Source organism: Alteromonas sp. ABV4_515 (assembly GCF_056160345.1).
This window is the reverse complement of record NZ_JBSWWZ010000001.1, coordinates 869877-883972: the sequence shown is the minus strand read 5'-3', so window position 1 is coordinate 883972 and position 14096 is coordinate 869877. Positions and strand designations below refer to the sequence as shown.

Below are 14096 nucleotides of genomic sequence, written 5' to 3'. Positions count from 1 at the left end.
CGCTATGTCGGTTAAAAATAGCAAAGTTACCATGTTGAGCGTTGCCGCCGCCTTTGTTTTACCGGTGTTGATTGCAAAATTAGCGCTGGATAATGGCTGGTTTACCCAGGGAGCGACCAACAAAGGTGAGTTGTTACAGCCTACACGGGATCTGTCCACCGTTTTTGCCAGCGAGGAACCTAAATGGCGGCTGGTTTACTCGCTACCCGCTCACTGTGATCAGGCCTGCGAGAATGCCATTTTTAGTATTCATCAAGTGTGGATGGCGCTGGGGCGTGAAACTGAGCGTGCTCAGGCTACTGTACTGGTGAGTGAAAGCAGTGATGCCTCGGTGATCGATAAATTGGGCGAAGAGCAAAATTTGCACCTGGTACAGGTTTCAGAAAACGAACTCAATCGCGCAATAACCACAGAAGATTCCGCCACTATTTTATTGGTCGATACGCTCAATAATGCCATGTTGCGTTATCCGGTATCGGGCGACAAGCAAACAGCCATACAGCGCAGTCGCGACATTCTGGCTGATGTAAAAAAGCTGCTGAAGCTATCACGCATTGGGTAGGAGGTTGCAATGAGAAAGCTCGTCCTGTTTAGTCTGTTTTTGGCTGTGTTTGTGATCATTCTTGGTGCGTATACCCGACTCACCGATGCAGGGCTCGGATGCCCTGACTGGCCGGGTTGCTATGGCTTGCTCTCGGTGCCAACCGCAGAGCATCATGTGGCTGCAGCCAATGAGGCTTTTCCCGACCGCCCGGTAGAAGCAGCAAAAGCCTGGAATGAAATGATTCACCGTTATTTTGCGGGTGCGCTGGGCATGTGCATTTTCACTATTGCAGCAATGGCGTTCAGGCGCCGGCACAAAGGGCAGTCTCTGCGTCTGCCATTTTTCCTGGTTGGGCTGATTATTTTTCAGGCCATACTGGGCATGCTTACTGTGACCCTAAATTTACTTCCCGTTGTGGTGATGGGGCACTTGTTGGGTGGATTCACCATTCTGGCGTGTTTGTTTTTACTCCATCTTAAGCTTCGTGATGGCGCGCGCATCAAGCCACGGCGGATCAACCGGCTCACGAAGGCAGCGCTACTGGGAACCGCTATTTTGCTAATGCAAATTAGTTTGGGAGGTTGGACATCTGCCAACTACGCGGCGCTAGCCTGTACTGAATTTCCGGTGTGTGAGGATGGATGGTCGGTTCGACTGGATTTCTCCGGCGCGTTCAGTGTGCCCTATGCTGAAACCTACGAATACGGTGCCCACGGTTACGGCGAGCGCATGACCATGCACATCGTTCATCGGGCAGGGGCGGTGGTGACATTCCTTTACTTGCTATGGCTAGGTTTTAGGCTCTACACCAAAGAGTTTGCTACACCGGTAAAAACGGCCGGTTTAGTGCTGGTGGGTGTATTAATGATTCAGGTAACACTTGGAGTGAGCAACATTCTCCTGAGTCTGCCGGTACTGGTGGCGGTGGCACATAATATTGTCGCGGCTTGCCTGTTGTTGGTCATGGTGTGGATCACCTATCAGGTGTCCAGAGTGCAGGGAGAAATTCATGGCTAAATCTATTTCAGCAACAACCCGGCGTGAGATTAACTATCAGCAGGCGAACTGGCGAGATTACTATGAACTCACCAAGCCAAAGGTAGTGATGCTATTGCTGCTAACAGCATTAGTCGGTATGTGCCTTGCCACTGAAGGCTGGGTGCAATGGCAAGTTCTATTGGCGGGAATGACCGGTATCGGCTTACTCTCCTCATCAGCTGCGGTGATAAATCATGTTGTCGACCATCGTATCGACGGCATGATGGCGAGAACCGTAAACCGGCCTGTGGTGAAAGGCAAAGTGTCTGTAGACCGTGCGCTTTGGTTTGCTGCGATACTAGGTGCTGCTGGATTCGTCATTTTATCTGCGTGGGTTAATATGCTTACCGCCATGCTTACCCTGGCCAGTTTGGTAGGTTATGCGGTGATTTACACCATGTTCTTAAAGCGTGCGACACCACAGAATATCGTGATTGGCGGGCTAGCCGGTGCTGCACCGCCGCTGCTTGGTTGGACTGCCGTCACCAATGAGGTGCACGCCCACGCGCTACTGCTGGTTCTGATTGTGTTTACCTGGACGCCGCCTCATTTCTGGGCGTTAGCTATTCATCGCAAGAAAGATTATGCCCGGGCAAACATTCCCATGCTGCCTGTTACGCATGGCGAAGAATTCACCAAAACATCGGTGCTCGGATATACCATTTTGCTGGTCTTGGTATGCCTGTTGCCGTATCTGGTGGGCATGTCTCACATGATATATCTGATTGGTTCATTGGTTCTGAACGCAGGTTTCTGTGCCTGGGCATACCGGCTTAAATTCGCCTGTGAAGAAGATACGGCAATCAAAACATTCCGTTATTCGATTGTTCATCTCATGCTATTGTTTGTGGTGCTTTTATTCGATCACTACATGCCAATAACGTTATGACGCAAAGAACCCTTACCGGTATCGTCGCCATTGTTGCACTGATTGCCGGCATTTATGGTGCGATTTATATCGCACCGCCTGAAGCTGATGAAAATACGGTGGATTATTTTCAGTATTACCCTGCACCGAAAGCCATTGATGAATTCACACTTACTGATGCTAATGGCGACCCTTTTACCCGCGAAAATCTCAAAAAAAAATGGACCTTGGTTTTTCTGGGCTACACTTATTGTCCGGATGTCTGTCCGACAACGCTGGCTTCGTTTAAGAAAATCTGGCCTGTACTTTCGTCTAAATTTGAAAAATCTAATATACAAGTGCTTTTCATATCGGTTGATCCCAAAAGAGATACGATTCAAAGGCTTAACAGCTATATCAGTTTTTTTAATAAAGATTTTCTTGCTGCAACCGGACCACACGCTGAAATCTTCCCTCTTGTCAGGAATTTAGGATTGATGTATGCATTGTCTGAAGATACCGAAAAAGAAGCCTACTTGGTTGATCATAGTGCTTCTGTGGTAGTTATCGGACCTGATGTTGAAGTCATCGGGCGATTTAAACCAACAATGGAGCCGGGAAAATTAGCAATCAGTGACAGTGAGCAAATTCTTGCAGACATGCCCAAGATTGTTTCATCTCGATAGTATGCATGACAGTAGTAGTGAGACAGGCCGAGGCAGGGGACATGGACTTCGCCGTTCCCTTATTGTTAGACGCCGGAGAGCATTTACTTATCGACATATTCGGGAACGGAGAGCGTGAACGCGCCTACGATTTCCTCATCACAGCCTGGAACCGTGGTACAGGCCAATATGGTTACGCAAATCACTGGGTGGCCTGCATCGACGAGCAAATCGTCGGCATTATTTCTTCCTGGCATGACAAACTTCCCGCGCAATTCGACAGAGATACGCTGACATCGATTACCGATTTTTACGGTTTGGATGAAGCCATTGATGTGGTTATGCGGAGTCAAACCTACACCATTGCACTAAACCCACCGCTGGTGCTCGAATTGGCAATCGGTCACCTGGCTGTTGCTGCCGGCGCTCGCCGTAATGGTATTGCAACCAGCTTAGTGCGTTTCAAAGAACGTATGGCGCGGGAAATGGGTAAGCTGTCTGTGGTTTTAGACGTTCATACTGGGAACAAACGCGCCATCGATTTCTATCAAGCTATTGGCTTTAAGCCGCGGCAAGAAATTCCGCCTTTTATGCAAATGACAAAAGGCGTCGCCCCACTCGGCTAAATCAAGCCGCCTGATTAGTCAGGATACGTACCATCCTGGCGTGAAACAAAGAACGGTTGCGAAAACCAGTAGTAGCGGCGGTTCTGTGAATTAGAAGGCGCGGTGCAATTTATGCGGGAACGGCCGGTGGGTAGCACGGTGTCTAGCGTGTAGGAAAGTGTGCCGGAACCCGCTTCAATCGGTAGTTTTTCGTTTTGAAAATAACAGGCTGCCTGACTCAATCTCACATCATCACCGTCTATTTTCAACGTAATGGTTTCGTCGATTATTGGATTTGTGCGCTCAGGGTCGTCAACGCCACTGGCGGTGACCGGCATTCCCAAACTGTTCATTTTTACTTTGATGGGCTCCATGTTCGCGAAACGACCCGCGGCAGGAAATCTGGGCAGTGCGGTAAAATCGCTGTAACTGCTCACGCCGCCAGAATGCTGTCCGAACCCCACATAGCCATTACTTGCCAGTTTTTCTGCCAGCACTTCGTTGTATTCACCGAAGGGATACGCCAGATATTTGAGCGACTCGCCAATATGAGATTCAAGCTTTTGCTCGGCTTCTTCCACATTACCCCATACTCGCTCAAGCCAGGCCGCTTTGCTTTCATCCGGGAGTCTGTTGAGCATATGAATGTGGTCAAGCGTGTGGTTGGCAAAGTCGACACCGTCCTCATGCATGGCTTTTACATCGTCCCAGGTGAGCTGATTGCTCAGGCGGCCAATCTCGTCAGGATTCACGAATACCGTGTACGGGAGTGACAATGGTTGCAAAATCGGGTGCCCGTTCTCGAGAATGTTGCGATAGCCATCATCGAAAGTAATGGCAACGGTTTTGGGGGGTAATGATTTCTTTTGTTGTAGCGCTGCGACCACGTCAGGCAGCGGCATCACATGAAAGTTTTCGGCCAGGTAGGTCATGTGCGTTTTAAATTGCTCTGGCGAAATACTGGTGCTGGCCGGTGTGCTGTCTGAAACATGATGGTAAAGCAGGATAACCGCGCTGTCGTCAGCATGAGCCGAGCCCATCATTGCCGATAACCCAAAACCGGCGATTAACGCGCCTTTTGTCACCGATGACATCAAGTTTCTGATAAGCTGCATGCACATTCCTCAAGTTTGTACTGTTTTTTGACCACGACACAAGCCACGGGCTGGCAAGCCCATAAAAATCTGTTAGCGCTCGCTTTTCCAATGATTCTGGCCAATATCACCACGCCATTACTCGGACTGGTTGATACGGCTGTAATGGGGCATATGGATTCATCAGCCATGTTGGCAGGTGCGTCTATTGGAACATTGATCCTCACGCAAATCTACTGGGTGTGCGGGTTTCTCCGTATGTCGTCGACTGGCCTGAGTGCACAGGCGAAGGGTGATCAAGACGCGCCCCTGTTGCGTTCTGCCAAAGTGCTTTGGCAAACCAGCGCTGTTGCTCTCATTTTAGGGCTAGGGATCATACTGCTTCAACAGCCCGTTCTATGGGCTGGTCAAGCGCTGGCGTCATCACAGCCAGACGTGGCTGGCTTTACCGAAATGTATTTTTCGGTGCGGGTATGGGGGGCGCCTGCGGCAATGCTGAATCTGGCGTTAATTGGCTGGCTGGTGGGTCAGCAGAAAACCCGGCAGGTGCTGGTTATTCAAATTGTCGGAAATCTGCTGAATGCCGCACTGGATATCGTGTTCGTTTACGGGCTGGATATGTCAGTAAGGGGCGTTGCCCTGGCGAGTGTTATCGCTGAATACACCATGATGCTGATGAGCGTAGCCGTGGCGTTGCGCCTGACAAAAGGTCACCTGCCAGCCCTCGATTGGTTTAACAGCGCCGCCCGTAAAGTGCTGCTGAAATTGAACGGCGATATGCTACTTCGCAACCTGGCGTTGCAGGCTTGTCTGGCATTTCTGACGATACAAGGCGCGCGCATCGGTGAAACTGCTGCCGCCGTGAACGCCATTTTGATGCAGTTTTTTGTGCTCATCGCTGTGGGTTTAGACGGCGTCGCGTTCGCGGTGGAAGCCTTAGTGGGCGAGGCTGCGGGGGCAAAAGATCAACGTAAACTGGTAGCCTGTACGAATCGAGGCCTATTCTGGTCGTCAATATTTGCTCTGGTTTATGCGTTGATGTTTTTTGTGGCCGGAAGCGACATCATCGCCTTACTTACCGATATTGAAGCGCTACGGATTACGGCTGCATCTTATTTACCGCTTATGGTGTTGATGCCTCTTGCCGGTCACTGGTGTTTTCTGTTCGATGGGGTGTTTGTGGGCCTGACGCGCTCGGGTGCGATGCGCAATACCATGATAATCAGTGCGTTGCTGGTGTTCTTTCCGGTGTGGTGGTATTTCAAAGATTACGGCAATGTGGCGTTGTGGTATGCATTGCTGGCATTTTTGCTTGCCCGGGGCGTTACATTGGGCTGGGAGTTTTGGAAACTGTCGAAGCAGGATGCATTGACTGAGCAAACCTGAGCTTTCCGCTTGCTATGTGGTCATGCTACTTGAACGGGTCGTAATCCTTGCGTTTGTTCGCTGGATTCATGCCTTTAAGCCGTTGCCACAGAATAGTCAGATAGCCGCTCATGGCAATGACAAACCCTACAAAAAGGATAATGAGAGAAAGGTAGTAAATAGCGGCGTGAAAGTGGCTGACGGTCATCAGCAGCGTGGCACCAATAATAAACAGCACCAGCCCAAATTTAAATCGGCCCCAACTGCGATGTAAAGCAGTAAGGGACCGGTCTGATAAATTCATTCGCTAACCACCGCAAATGAGCTACTGAAGTTAGTAGTAAGAGTGCTCACCAGCTTCATGCTCAGTGGCATCACGAACGCCAGTAAGTTCGCCAGGGAACTGGTCCAGCAGTTGTTTTTCGATACCTTCTTTTAAGGTTACGTCAACCATTGAACAGCCGTTACAGCCACCACCAAATTGCAGTATGGCGAGACCGTCTTCGGTAATTTCAAGTAGCACAACTTTACCGCCGTGGCTGGCAAGCTGCGGGTTTACTTCAGATTCAATGACGTAACTAACACGATCTACCAGCGGGGCGTCTGAATCAACCTTGCGCGCTTTCGCGTTTGGCGCTTTTAATGTGAGCTGTGAACCCATTTGGTCAGTCACATAATCAATTTCTGCTTCTTCCAGAAAAGGGGCGCTTTCGGCATCAACAACAGCATCAAAACCATTGAACGGCAAGGTAATATCGCCGGGCTCAACCGCACTCGGAGGACAGTAAGACACGCCACATTCTGCTGTGGAGGTTCCCGGGTTAACTACGAACACTCTGATGTTCGTCCCAGCATCTTGTTTTTCCAACAGTTTTGCGAAGTGAGCCTGAGCGCCTTCTGATATAGTAATCATTAACAAATCCTACGTTGCATCGTTATGTGCATATAATAACAAATTTACCTGACTAAAACAGTCAAGTATTGCGAGCATTCATACAGGTGTGGTCAAAAGTACAAAAAACAACAGGAAACCCAAAATGACTTCATATTTCAAACGAACGGGTAAATGGATTTCGGCGTTGCTTTTAGTCACCGGCTTTTCGGTTTCAGCAGCCCCGGACTTTAAAGATACCGGTGGTAAACCCGCTGTGGCCTATTTGCCGACAGGCACTGAATTTGACCCCGCTGTTCCCACACCTGAATCGTTTTTGGGTAGTGAAGTGGGTACCTGGCATGTTCGCCACGATCAACTGGTTGCCTACATGCGAGCGCTGGCTGAATCATCAGACCGGGTATCATTGGAAGAGACCGGTAAAACGCACGAAAACCGCCCGCTGCTATTGTTAACCATCACCGCCCCGGAAAACAAAGGGAAATTGCCACAATGGCGTGAACAGCATCTGGCGTCGGTGAATGATGGGGCAAAAACCGCAAAAAATGCCCCTCTGTTCCTTTACATGGGTTACAGCATTCACGGCAACGAACCCTCAGGCAGTAATGCCGCGCTGGTTGTGGCCTATTATTTGGCTGCCGCCACCAACGATAAAATGGTGTCAGATCTACTTGCCAGTAACGTGGTGCTGTTCGATCCCTCCCTCAATCCTGATGGTCTTTCGCGCTTTGCTCAGTGGGCAAACATGCATAAGGGCAAAAATTTAAATGCAGACGGTGAACACCGTGAACACCGTGAAGGCTGGCCATCTGGCAGACCAAATCACTACTGGTTCGACTTAAATCGAGACTGGTTACTGCTTACACATCCTGAATCCCGCGCTCGCATTGCACAGTTTCAAAAGTGGCGTCCGCATATTCTTACCGATCACCATGAAATGGGCCCTGACAGTACATTCTTCTTCCAGCCTGGTGTGCCTTCACGCAAAAATCCGAACACGCCCGATGGCAACGTGCGTCTGACAGAGGCGCTGGCGGCTTTCCATGCCGAGGCTTTCGACGATGCGGGTCAATTGTATTTTTCTGAAGAAGGATTTGATGATTTCTATTACGGAAAAGGCTCGTCGTATCCGGATTCCATGGGCAGTATTGGGATTTTGTTTGAGCAAGCCAGTAGCCGCGGCCATGTACAAGATACCGTAAATGGCGAACTCCCCTTTGCCCAGACAATACAGAATCACGTTACGGCAAGCCTTAGTACCATGAGAGGCGCGCTGGCGAACAAGCCGGCGATTCTGGATTACGAAAACAGCTTCTTTAACGAAACCGCTGGGGCCATCAAAGATGACGATGACTTCGGTGCCATCATTTCTGCGCCAAATGATAAAGGGCGTTTAGACGCATTGGTGTCGATTTTAGATCAGCATGGAATTGCTTATGGCTACAGTCAGAAAGAAGTGGAAGCCGGCGAGCAGGCTTATCCCGAGGGCAGTATTGTGGTGAGTTACAACCAGCCTAAATACCGTTTGATCAAAAGTCTGTTTTCTACCCGTCAGTCGTTTGCAGAAAACACATTTTACGATGTGTCTAATTGGAATATTGCCCTGGCATTCGACCTCGATTACAGCATTCTGACCAAGCGTGAAGGGCGTAGCGTTAAAACTGCATCACAGCTGAACGCTGCATCTGAGGCAGCTATTCCTGCTGGCGCCTATGCTTATGCCTTTGAATGGAATGACTACTATTCACCCGCCATGTTGCAGCATCTATTGGAAGCGGGTGCCATTGTAAAAAGCACCGAAGCCCCGTTTACTGCTCTGTTAAGTGATGGGAGCTCCTATGACTTTGCCGCTGGCACAATGGTTGTTCCTACTGCACTAAAACAACCTGACGATCTTATCGCTCAGCTGAAAAGTGGTGCTGTACTTTCTGGTGTGACGGTTTACGGCATTAAAAGCGGTCTGACATCGAAAGGCTCAGATCTTGGCGGGCGCACCTTGTCTCGCGTGGAGGCGCCACGGGTGTTGCTGGTGGGCGGCGAAGGCACTAATTCATCTGAAGCCGGTGAGATTTGGCATTATCTGGATACCCGCGTTGGTTTATCTCCCACCATTATTGAACAATCGCGATTGCGCTACACCAACCTGGATAATTACTCTCATATCTTTTTTGTCAGTGGCAGTTACGGTGATCTTAGTGAATCTGTGACAGACGCTATTGGTAATTGGGTTAAAGACGGCGGGGTACTGATTGGTCAGAAAACGGCACTGCGTTACTTTGCACAAAAAGGATGGTTAAACGCAGAGATTGTGTCGAGAGACAAAGTAGATGGCGCCTTCCCTACTGATAAACTGCACTATGCTGACAAAGCTGCACTGCGTGCGAGCAAGATCATTGCAGGGGCGGTGTATGAAACGACGATTGATCCTACCCATCCAATTTTCTTCGGTTACAGCGATAACATGCTTCCGGTGTTCAAAACCACCAACATGATCGTGAAAGCGGATAAAGACCCGTTTACCTTGCCGGGACATTACACCGAAACACCCCTGTTGGCAGGCTACAGTGCTAAACAGCTTGAAGACATGATTGGCAATACCGCCTCGGTACTGACGCAGCCGAAAGGCCGGGGCGTGGTTATCGGCTTTGTCGACAACAACCTCTTCCGCGGCTACTGGTACGGCACCGGCAAACTGATGAGTAACGCCATCTATCAGTCGTCACACCTGACGCGGTAGTCGCTAGGCGGAAGGAGATAGGTGAGCCCTGTTGCCTGAGGAAAGAATTGGCATCGAGGACACGCTGACAAGCCGAATATCAGGGCTACTTGCTTGTAGGGACTGCAACGGAGCAATGCTGGTGGTGAGCACGCAGACGAGGGGAGGAGTTAGCAGCGAGGACCGTCCGCCGCAGGGATGCGGCGGCCGAGGCTCCAGGGAAGGATTCACGCCGTGTCCTCGATGTTAACTCCTCCCCCGGCGAAAGTGCTCGCCCTCACGCTCGCCCTCACGCTCGCCCTCACGCTCGCCCTTCAGCGAAACCTTACAACCTGGTCTGGGTCAGTGGTTTTCTCAGCGTGATGGCAATGGCCCACACTTCCACGATAATGTCGGGGTTTTGAGCGCGAAGCTGGCGAGCGAGGACGTCGGCGGTGGTGCCGGTGGTCATTACATCGTCGATAATGGCAACATGGTGAACGTCTTCTGGTACCTGAACGGTAAATGCCTGCCGAAGATTCAGTAAGCGCTCGGCCCGAGATAAGCCAGATTGGGTTTTACCGCCAGTACGGCTAGCCCAATCAGTGTTTATCGGGCGATCAATGGCTCTGCCTATGTGTCGTGCTATTTCAGTAGATTGATTAAACTGGCGCCGGATAAACCGACGTAACTGAATAGGTACAGGTAACAGGCAATCTGGTAGTAGTGAATCGTCATCCAAACACATCTCCACAAACCAGTTTGCTAAAATAGCCGGGCTTATCAGACAGCGTTTAAACTTGGTATTATGAATCAGTGTATCGAAGGGCCAAACGTACTCACCGCAGGCTCTCAGGCAGCTGTAACCGGTATGACGAAATTGCTGGCTGATTGCCGGATAGCGCAGTAAATTACCTCTATAATTAAGCTGTAACAAAAAGCGGGTATCAAATTTGCAGAACGAACATACCGGTGTGTCACTGTATTGATTGCACAGCATACAAACTAAATTGGGAAGTCGCATAAAACACGTAGCTCCTGTCGGCCCGACAGTAGTGCAAGCGGCAAAATTGCAGGCATAGTTTAAAGGAAGTCATCAGTGTTAAATGCTAACGTTTCAGAAAATCTCGTCAGCCGTACCCGTGGTACAGGAAAAGATCTGGTTCTGTTACATGGCTGGGGAATGAATAGCGGCGTCTTCGAGCATTTTATTCCTCTGCTGGAAGAAGAATTTCGTATAACCACTATCGACTTACCGGGGTTCGGAGAAAACAATAGCCTTGTTCCTCAACAAACCTACTCGGTGGCGTCTGTCGCAGACATGTTGTTACCGTATTTGCCAGACAACTGCATTATCGCTGGATGGTCTTTGGGCGGCATGGTTGCCCAGCAATTAGCGCTGGATAACCCCGATAAAATCAGCGGGCTTATTACCATTGCGTCAACGCCGCGCTTCGTTAGCGGACCATGCTGGCCGGGGATTGATGCAGATTTACTCGCTCAGTTTGAGATGCAGCTTGCGAAGGATTATCAGAAAACCCTTGAGCGCTTCTTAGCGATTCAGGCAATGGGTAGTGATACCGCGCGAAAAGATATGAAAGCGATTCGCGAGAGTATTACGGCGTACCCAACGTCAGATCTTGATGCGCTAAAAGCCGCATTAGGGTTGCTGTCTTCGGAAGATTTACGGGATCAAATTGGTCGGATCCGCCAGCCAACATTGCGTATTTACGGTCGCCTAGACAGTTTGGTGCCTACCAGCGGAATAGATCGTATTTGTGAATTACATCCGCAAAGCGACACGGTGGTTTTGCCTCACGCATCCCATGCGCCGTTTATTTCCCATCCGCAACAGTCTGCCGACATTATCCGGCAATTCGCTGGTGCGGTTTAAAAGCATCAAATACCGCTCCCCGAACACTGCCGGTAGCTTCTTAAGGTTTTATCGGCAGTACTTTCCATTCCAGCTTCATGCACCCATGGATAACTCGTCAGGCTCTGGATTACAAAATCTCCCCTAATATCTAGCATTATCTCAGCGCGCCTCTCGTAACAAAACTTAAAGACCCTAATTACTACCGGTAGCAATTGGTGATTTAATGTTTTCTTTAGGTTATTGTTTGGTTTATTTTTTGTAAATGGCGAGTTGTCTATGCAGCGATATGTTATCCCCAGTGTCTATCAGGCAATTCGGCTTTATCGCTTATTAATTCGAGCTGAGCGGGGAATGTCGTCGCTGGAGCTGGAAGGCGCATTGAAGCTACCCCGTTCAACCATTTTCCGTTTACTGAAAACACTTTTAAGTCAAAATCTTATCGCTAAAAACGGTACTCGTTTTTATGTTGACAACAGACTTCATACGATGGGCATTGTCCCGCCAACAATTCAAAAATATCAAAACCAGCTAGCCTCGCCACTGGCAGAACTGATTGAGCATACCCCACATATGGCTTTACTCTGCATTCCTGCTACCGATTCTGCTCTGGTTCTCGATGTCGTATGTATGAACAGTGCCAGCATGGCGCTGATAAGACCCGGAATACGGCTCTCACTGTTAGACTCTGCGCCTGGTCACATTATGTTAGCCTATCAATCTGATTACTCAGGGATGTTTCAAACAGCCACTTCTGAACAAGAATGGGATGCGTTGCGCGTTGAAAAAATCACTACTCAAACCTGTACACGTGGCTACGCGATATCCTCTGCTTCGAATGCGCAACAGGTTTTAGTGGCAGTGCCCGTTCTTTCTAAAAGTGGTTCGCTCGTTGCGATGTTGAGTTTGCTGTTAAATGGCATTAACGCCTCTTCAGATGCAGATGATATTCATTATTGGACCACACAGCTTAAGCTGATTGCTTCCATGCCCGCTCGAGGATGTTTTGCCGATAAAGATGAAGCTGGATAACCAATAAAGAGTGCTCAAATTTCCTGGACTCTAAAGATAATCCACATTTTTTCTTGCTCAGACTTCTCATTTTTTGGATTTTGGTTAATAATTGAACATGAGAGAGTGAAGTTGAGGTTCAGTAATCAATGTCAATTTGCCTGATTTTTACATTGGTTACCTAGAGGTAGAAAAGTATGTCGAGCATTATTGGTAATAATATCAATTCGGCGATTGTGTCTGGCATGAGCGGTATTCAAAACGCTTATGAGGGAATGACACAGGCTTCCGTAAATTTAGCGCAGCGCGCAGCCCAGACCAGTGTCGAGCTTAATGGCACCGGCGATGTATTGGCTAATGCGTCACTCAATAGTTTGTCTAATGTGCGAAATACACTTCCGCAAAATGTAGGCAGCGTGACCGATGACCTAATTTCGCTGCAAATTAATAGTAAGAATGCACTGGCATCTGCCAAGGTTGTAGATACGGCATTCGATACTGTTGGTACGATTATCGACACACTGACTTAATAACAGTATGAATATTGTCACGCCTATTCCAACGTCATTAGTGTTCTCCACAGCCAATGTGAACACCGAATCTGCGCGTCGTGACAACCTATTAAAAGACACCATTCCGCCATCTAAAGATGCTGACCAAGGCGCTGCTGAGCAGGGGTTAGGATCTGAATCCGATCGCGCCCGTACGCCGGGGCAAAAGCCTGCGCCGGTCACCTATGAGCGTCCGCAAATTCAGATTGATGCCGGCGCTGACGCGTTGCAACAAAACGACAATCTAGACAACCCGGAAACGGGCACTGATAACGCCAATCAGGAAAGCGCGGGTAGAGAGTCGGCGGAAGAAAAACAGCAACAACAAGCTGAACAGGACGAAATTCAAGAACTCAAAGCGCGAGACCAGGAAGTACGCCAACACGAACAGGCGCATGCAGCCCGTGGTGGTCAGTATGCGGGTTCGCCGCAATATGAATACGAAACCGGCCCTGATAACAAACGTTATGCTACGGGTGGTGAAGTCAGTATTGACGTGTCTGAAGCCGCTACGCCTGAAGATACAATCCAGAAAATGGAGCAAGTTCGTGCTGCTGCGCTAGCACCGGCTGAGCCTTCATCTCAAGATTTAAAAGTCGCCGCCGAAGCGGCCCAAAAAGCCAATGAGGCCAGAGCTGAAATGGCCAGCTCGTCAGCCTCAGGTGATGAGCAAGGGGCTGAAGTTTCATCGATTGCGGGGGAAGGTGAAATCAGTGTGCAAGCTGAAGGCTCTCGGCCGTTGGAAATGGCTAATGAAGACGTTATGCCATCGGCAGAAATGCAGTCGCGGATTGGTGTCATTCAGGGGTTCTATAAAGCTACAGTGACCCCAAATGCAGGTGGCTTTACTGTTAGCGCCTAGTGGTGATACTTATTCTTAAACGAAAAAAGCCAGCAATTTAAGCTGGCTTTCTTG

Annotated in this window: 15 protein-coding genes; 11 read left to right on the top strand and 4 right to left on the bottom strand. The window is 49.3% G+C overall.

Translation table 11 applies throughout. The features are described from left to right. The first annotated feature begins 4 nt into the window (after nt 1-4). From ACXAGX_RS03775 to ACXAGX_RS03755, 5 genes are read left to right on the top strand one after another with little or no spacing between them, the layout of a single operon-like run. The gene (locus tag ACXAGX_RS03775) at nt 5-562 is read left to right on the top strand and encodes a hypothetical protein (protein WP_474818646.1); all 558 of its coding nucleotides are present in this window, start codon (nt 5-7) and stop codon (nt 560-562) included. 9 nt (nt 563-571) lie between these two features. Further along, entirely contained in the window at nt 572-1561 is a 990-nt protein-coding gene (locus ACXAGX_RS03770) for a COX15/CtaA family protein (protein WP_070124486.1), read from the top strand. Next, nucleotides 1554-2471 (top strand): heme o synthase, encoded by a 918-nt coding sequence (cyoE, locus tag ACXAGX_RS03765; RefSeq protein ID WP_474818647.1) that lies wholly within the window; start codon nt 1554-1556, stop codon nt 2469-2471. Before ACXAGX_RS03770 ends, cyoE begins: the two co-directional genes overlap by 8 nt. After that, nucleotides 2468-3115, top strand: a complete 648-nt coding sequence (locus tag ACXAGX_RS03760; protein ID WP_474836642.1) for an SCO family protein — start codon at nt 2468-2470, stop codon at nt 3113-3115. The genes cyoE and ACXAGX_RS03760 overlap by 4 nt, the downstream gene beginning before the upstream one ends. A 5-nt stretch (nt 3116-3120) precedes the next feature. Beyond that, nucleotides 3121-3720 carry a GNAT family N-acetyltransferase gene (locus ACXAGX_RS03755; protein ID WP_474836640.1) on the top strand — a complete coding sequence of 200 codons (600 nt, stop codon included), beginning with the start codon at nt 3121-3123 and terminating at the stop codon, nt 3718-3720. A gap of 14 nt (nt 3721-3734) precedes the next feature. Here the strand turns inward: ACXAGX_RS03755 and ACXAGX_RS03750 are convergent, their stop codons facing one another. Continuing rightward, nucleotides 3735-4814: a polysaccharide deacetylase family protein gene (locus tag ACXAGX_RS03750; RefSeq protein WP_474836638.1), complete on the bottom strand. Its 1080-nt coding sequence runs from the start codon at nt 4812-4814 to the stop codon at nt 3735-3737. A 90-nt stretch (nt 4815-4904) separates the two neighbouring features. Between ACXAGX_RS03750 and ACXAGX_RS03745 the strand changes: the two genes are divergently transcribed. Then, nucleotides 4905-6179 carry an MATE family efflux transporter gene (locus tag ACXAGX_RS03745; protein WP_474819261.1) on the top strand — a complete coding sequence of 425 codons (1275 nt, stop codon included), beginning with the start codon at nt 4905-4907 and terminating at the stop codon, nt 6177-6179. Nucleotides 6180-6204: 25 nt separating this feature from the next. Here ACXAGX_RS03745 and ACXAGX_RS03740 read toward each other — a convergent pair whose 3' ends face one another. Next, complete coding sequence (locus ACXAGX_RS03740) at nt 6205-6462, bottom strand: hypothetical protein (RefSeq protein WP_474818651.1); 258 nt, start codon at nt 6460-6462, stop codon at nt 6205-6207. 30 nt (nt 6463-6492) lie between these two features. Then, on the bottom strand, nt 6493-7071 hold the full coding sequence (gene nfuA / locus ACXAGX_RS03735) for a Fe-S biogenesis protein NfuA (protein WP_070124495.1): 579 nt from the start codon (nt 7069-7071) through the stop codon (nt 6493-6495). A gap of 124 nt (nt 7072-7195) precedes the next feature. On the opposite strand from nfuA, the gene ACXAGX_RS03730 reads away from it, so the two are divergent. Next, nucleotides 7196-9787: a M14 family zinc carboxypeptidase gene (locus ACXAGX_RS03730; RefSeq protein WP_474836636.1), complete on the top strand. Its 2592-nt coding sequence runs from the start codon at nt 7196-7198 to the stop codon at nt 9785-9787. 304 nt (nt 9788-10091) lie between these two features. On the opposite strand, the gene ACXAGX_RS03725 is transcribed toward ACXAGX_RS03730, so the two are convergent. Beyond that, nucleotides 10092-10769 carry a ComF family protein gene (locus tag ACXAGX_RS03725; protein ID WP_474836634.1) on the bottom strand — a complete coding sequence of 226 codons (678 nt, stop codon included), beginning with the start codon at nt 10767-10769 and terminating at the stop codon, nt 10092-10094. Between the two features lie 75 nt (nt 10770-10844). On the opposite strand from ACXAGX_RS03725, the gene bioH reads away from it, so the two are divergent. From bioH to ACXAGX_RS03705, 4 genes are all read left to right on the top strand, one after another. Then, complete coding sequence (gene bioH / locus ACXAGX_RS03720) at nt 10845-11639, top strand: pimeloyl-ACP methyl ester esterase BioH (RefSeq protein WP_474836632.1); 795 nt, start codon at nt 10845-10847, stop codon at nt 11637-11639. Between the two features lie 333 nt (nt 11640-11972). After that, nucleotides 11973-12650, top strand: a complete 678-nt coding sequence (locus tag ACXAGX_RS03715) for an IclR family transcriptional regulator (RefSeq protein ID WP_474836630.1) — start codon at nt 11973-11975, stop codon at nt 12648-12650. Between the two features lie 176 nt (nt 12651-12826). Further along, on the top strand, nt 12827-13159 hold the full coding sequence (locus ACXAGX_RS03710) for a hypothetical protein (RefSeq protein ID WP_070124510.1): 333 nt from the start codon (nt 12827-12829) through the stop codon (nt 13157-13159). A gap of 7 nt (nt 13160-13166) precedes the next feature. Then, nucleotides 13167-14042 (top strand): putative metalloprotease CJM1_0395 family protein, encoded by an 876-nt coding sequence (locus tag ACXAGX_RS03705; RefSeq protein WP_474818656.1) that lies wholly within the window; start codon nt 13167-13169, stop codon nt 14040-14042. Nucleotides 14043-14096: the final 54 nt, after the last annotated feature.

What these genes read in the sequence shown, in the direction of transcription:
- nfuA (WP_070124495.1), bottom strand. Translation starts at nt 7,071, where the DNA reads ATGATTACTATATCAGAAGGCGCTCAGGCTCACTTCGCAAAACTGTTG.
- ACXAGX_RS03730 (WP_474836636.1), top strand. Translation starts at nt 7,196, where the DNA reads ATGACTTCATATTTCAAACGAACGGGTAAATGGATTTCGGCGTTGCTT.
- ACXAGX_RS03715 (WP_474836630.1), top strand. Translation starts at nt 11,973, where the DNA reads ATGTCGTCGCTGGAGCTGGAAGGCGCATTGAAGCTACCCCGTTCAACC.
- ACXAGX_RS03710 (WP_070124510.1), top strand. Translation starts at nt 12,827, where the DNA reads ATGTCGAGCATTATTGGTAATAATATCAATTCGGCGATTGTGTCTGGC.
- ACXAGX_RS03740 (WP_474818651.1), bottom strand. Translation starts at nt 6,462, where the DNA reads ATGAATTTATCAGACCGGTCCCTTACTGCTTTACATCGCAGTTGGGGC.
- cyoE (WP_474818647.1), top strand. Translation starts at nt 1,554, where the DNA reads ATGGCTAAATCTATTTCAGCAACAACCCGGCGTGAGATTAACTATCAG.
- ACXAGX_RS03770 (WP_070124486.1), top strand. Translation starts at nt 572, where the DNA reads ATGAGAAAGCTCGTCCTGTTTAGTCTGTTTTTGGCTGTGTTTGTGATC.
- ACXAGX_RS03725 (WP_474836634.1), bottom strand. Translation starts at nt 10,769, where the DNA reads ATGCGACTTCCCAATTTAGTTTGTATGCTGTGCAATCAATACAGTGAC.
- ACXAGX_RS03760 (WP_474836642.1), top strand. Translation starts at nt 2,468, where the DNA reads ATGACGCAAAGAACCCTTACCGGTATCGTCGCCATTGTTGCACTGATT.
- ACXAGX_RS03750 (WP_474836638.1), bottom strand. Translation starts at nt 4,814, where the DNA reads ATGCAGCTTATCAGAAACTTGATGTCATCGGTGACAAAAGGCGCGTTA.
- ACXAGX_RS03745 (WP_474819261.1), top strand. Translation starts at nt 4,905, where the DNA reads ATGATTCTGGCCAATATCACCACGCCATTACTCGGACTGGTTGATACG.
- ACXAGX_RS03705 (WP_474818656.1), top strand. Translation starts at nt 13,167, where the DNA reads ATGAATATTGTCACGCCTATTCCAACGTCATTAGTGTTCTCCACAGCC.
- ACXAGX_RS03775 (WP_474818646.1), top strand. Translation starts at nt 5, where the DNA reads ATGTCGGTTAAAAATAGCAAAGTTACCATGTTGAGCGTTGCCGCCGCC.
- ACXAGX_RS03755 (WP_474836640.1), top strand. Translation starts at nt 3,121, where the DNA reads ATGACAGTAGTAGTGAGACAGGCCGAGGCAGGGGACATGGACTTCGCC.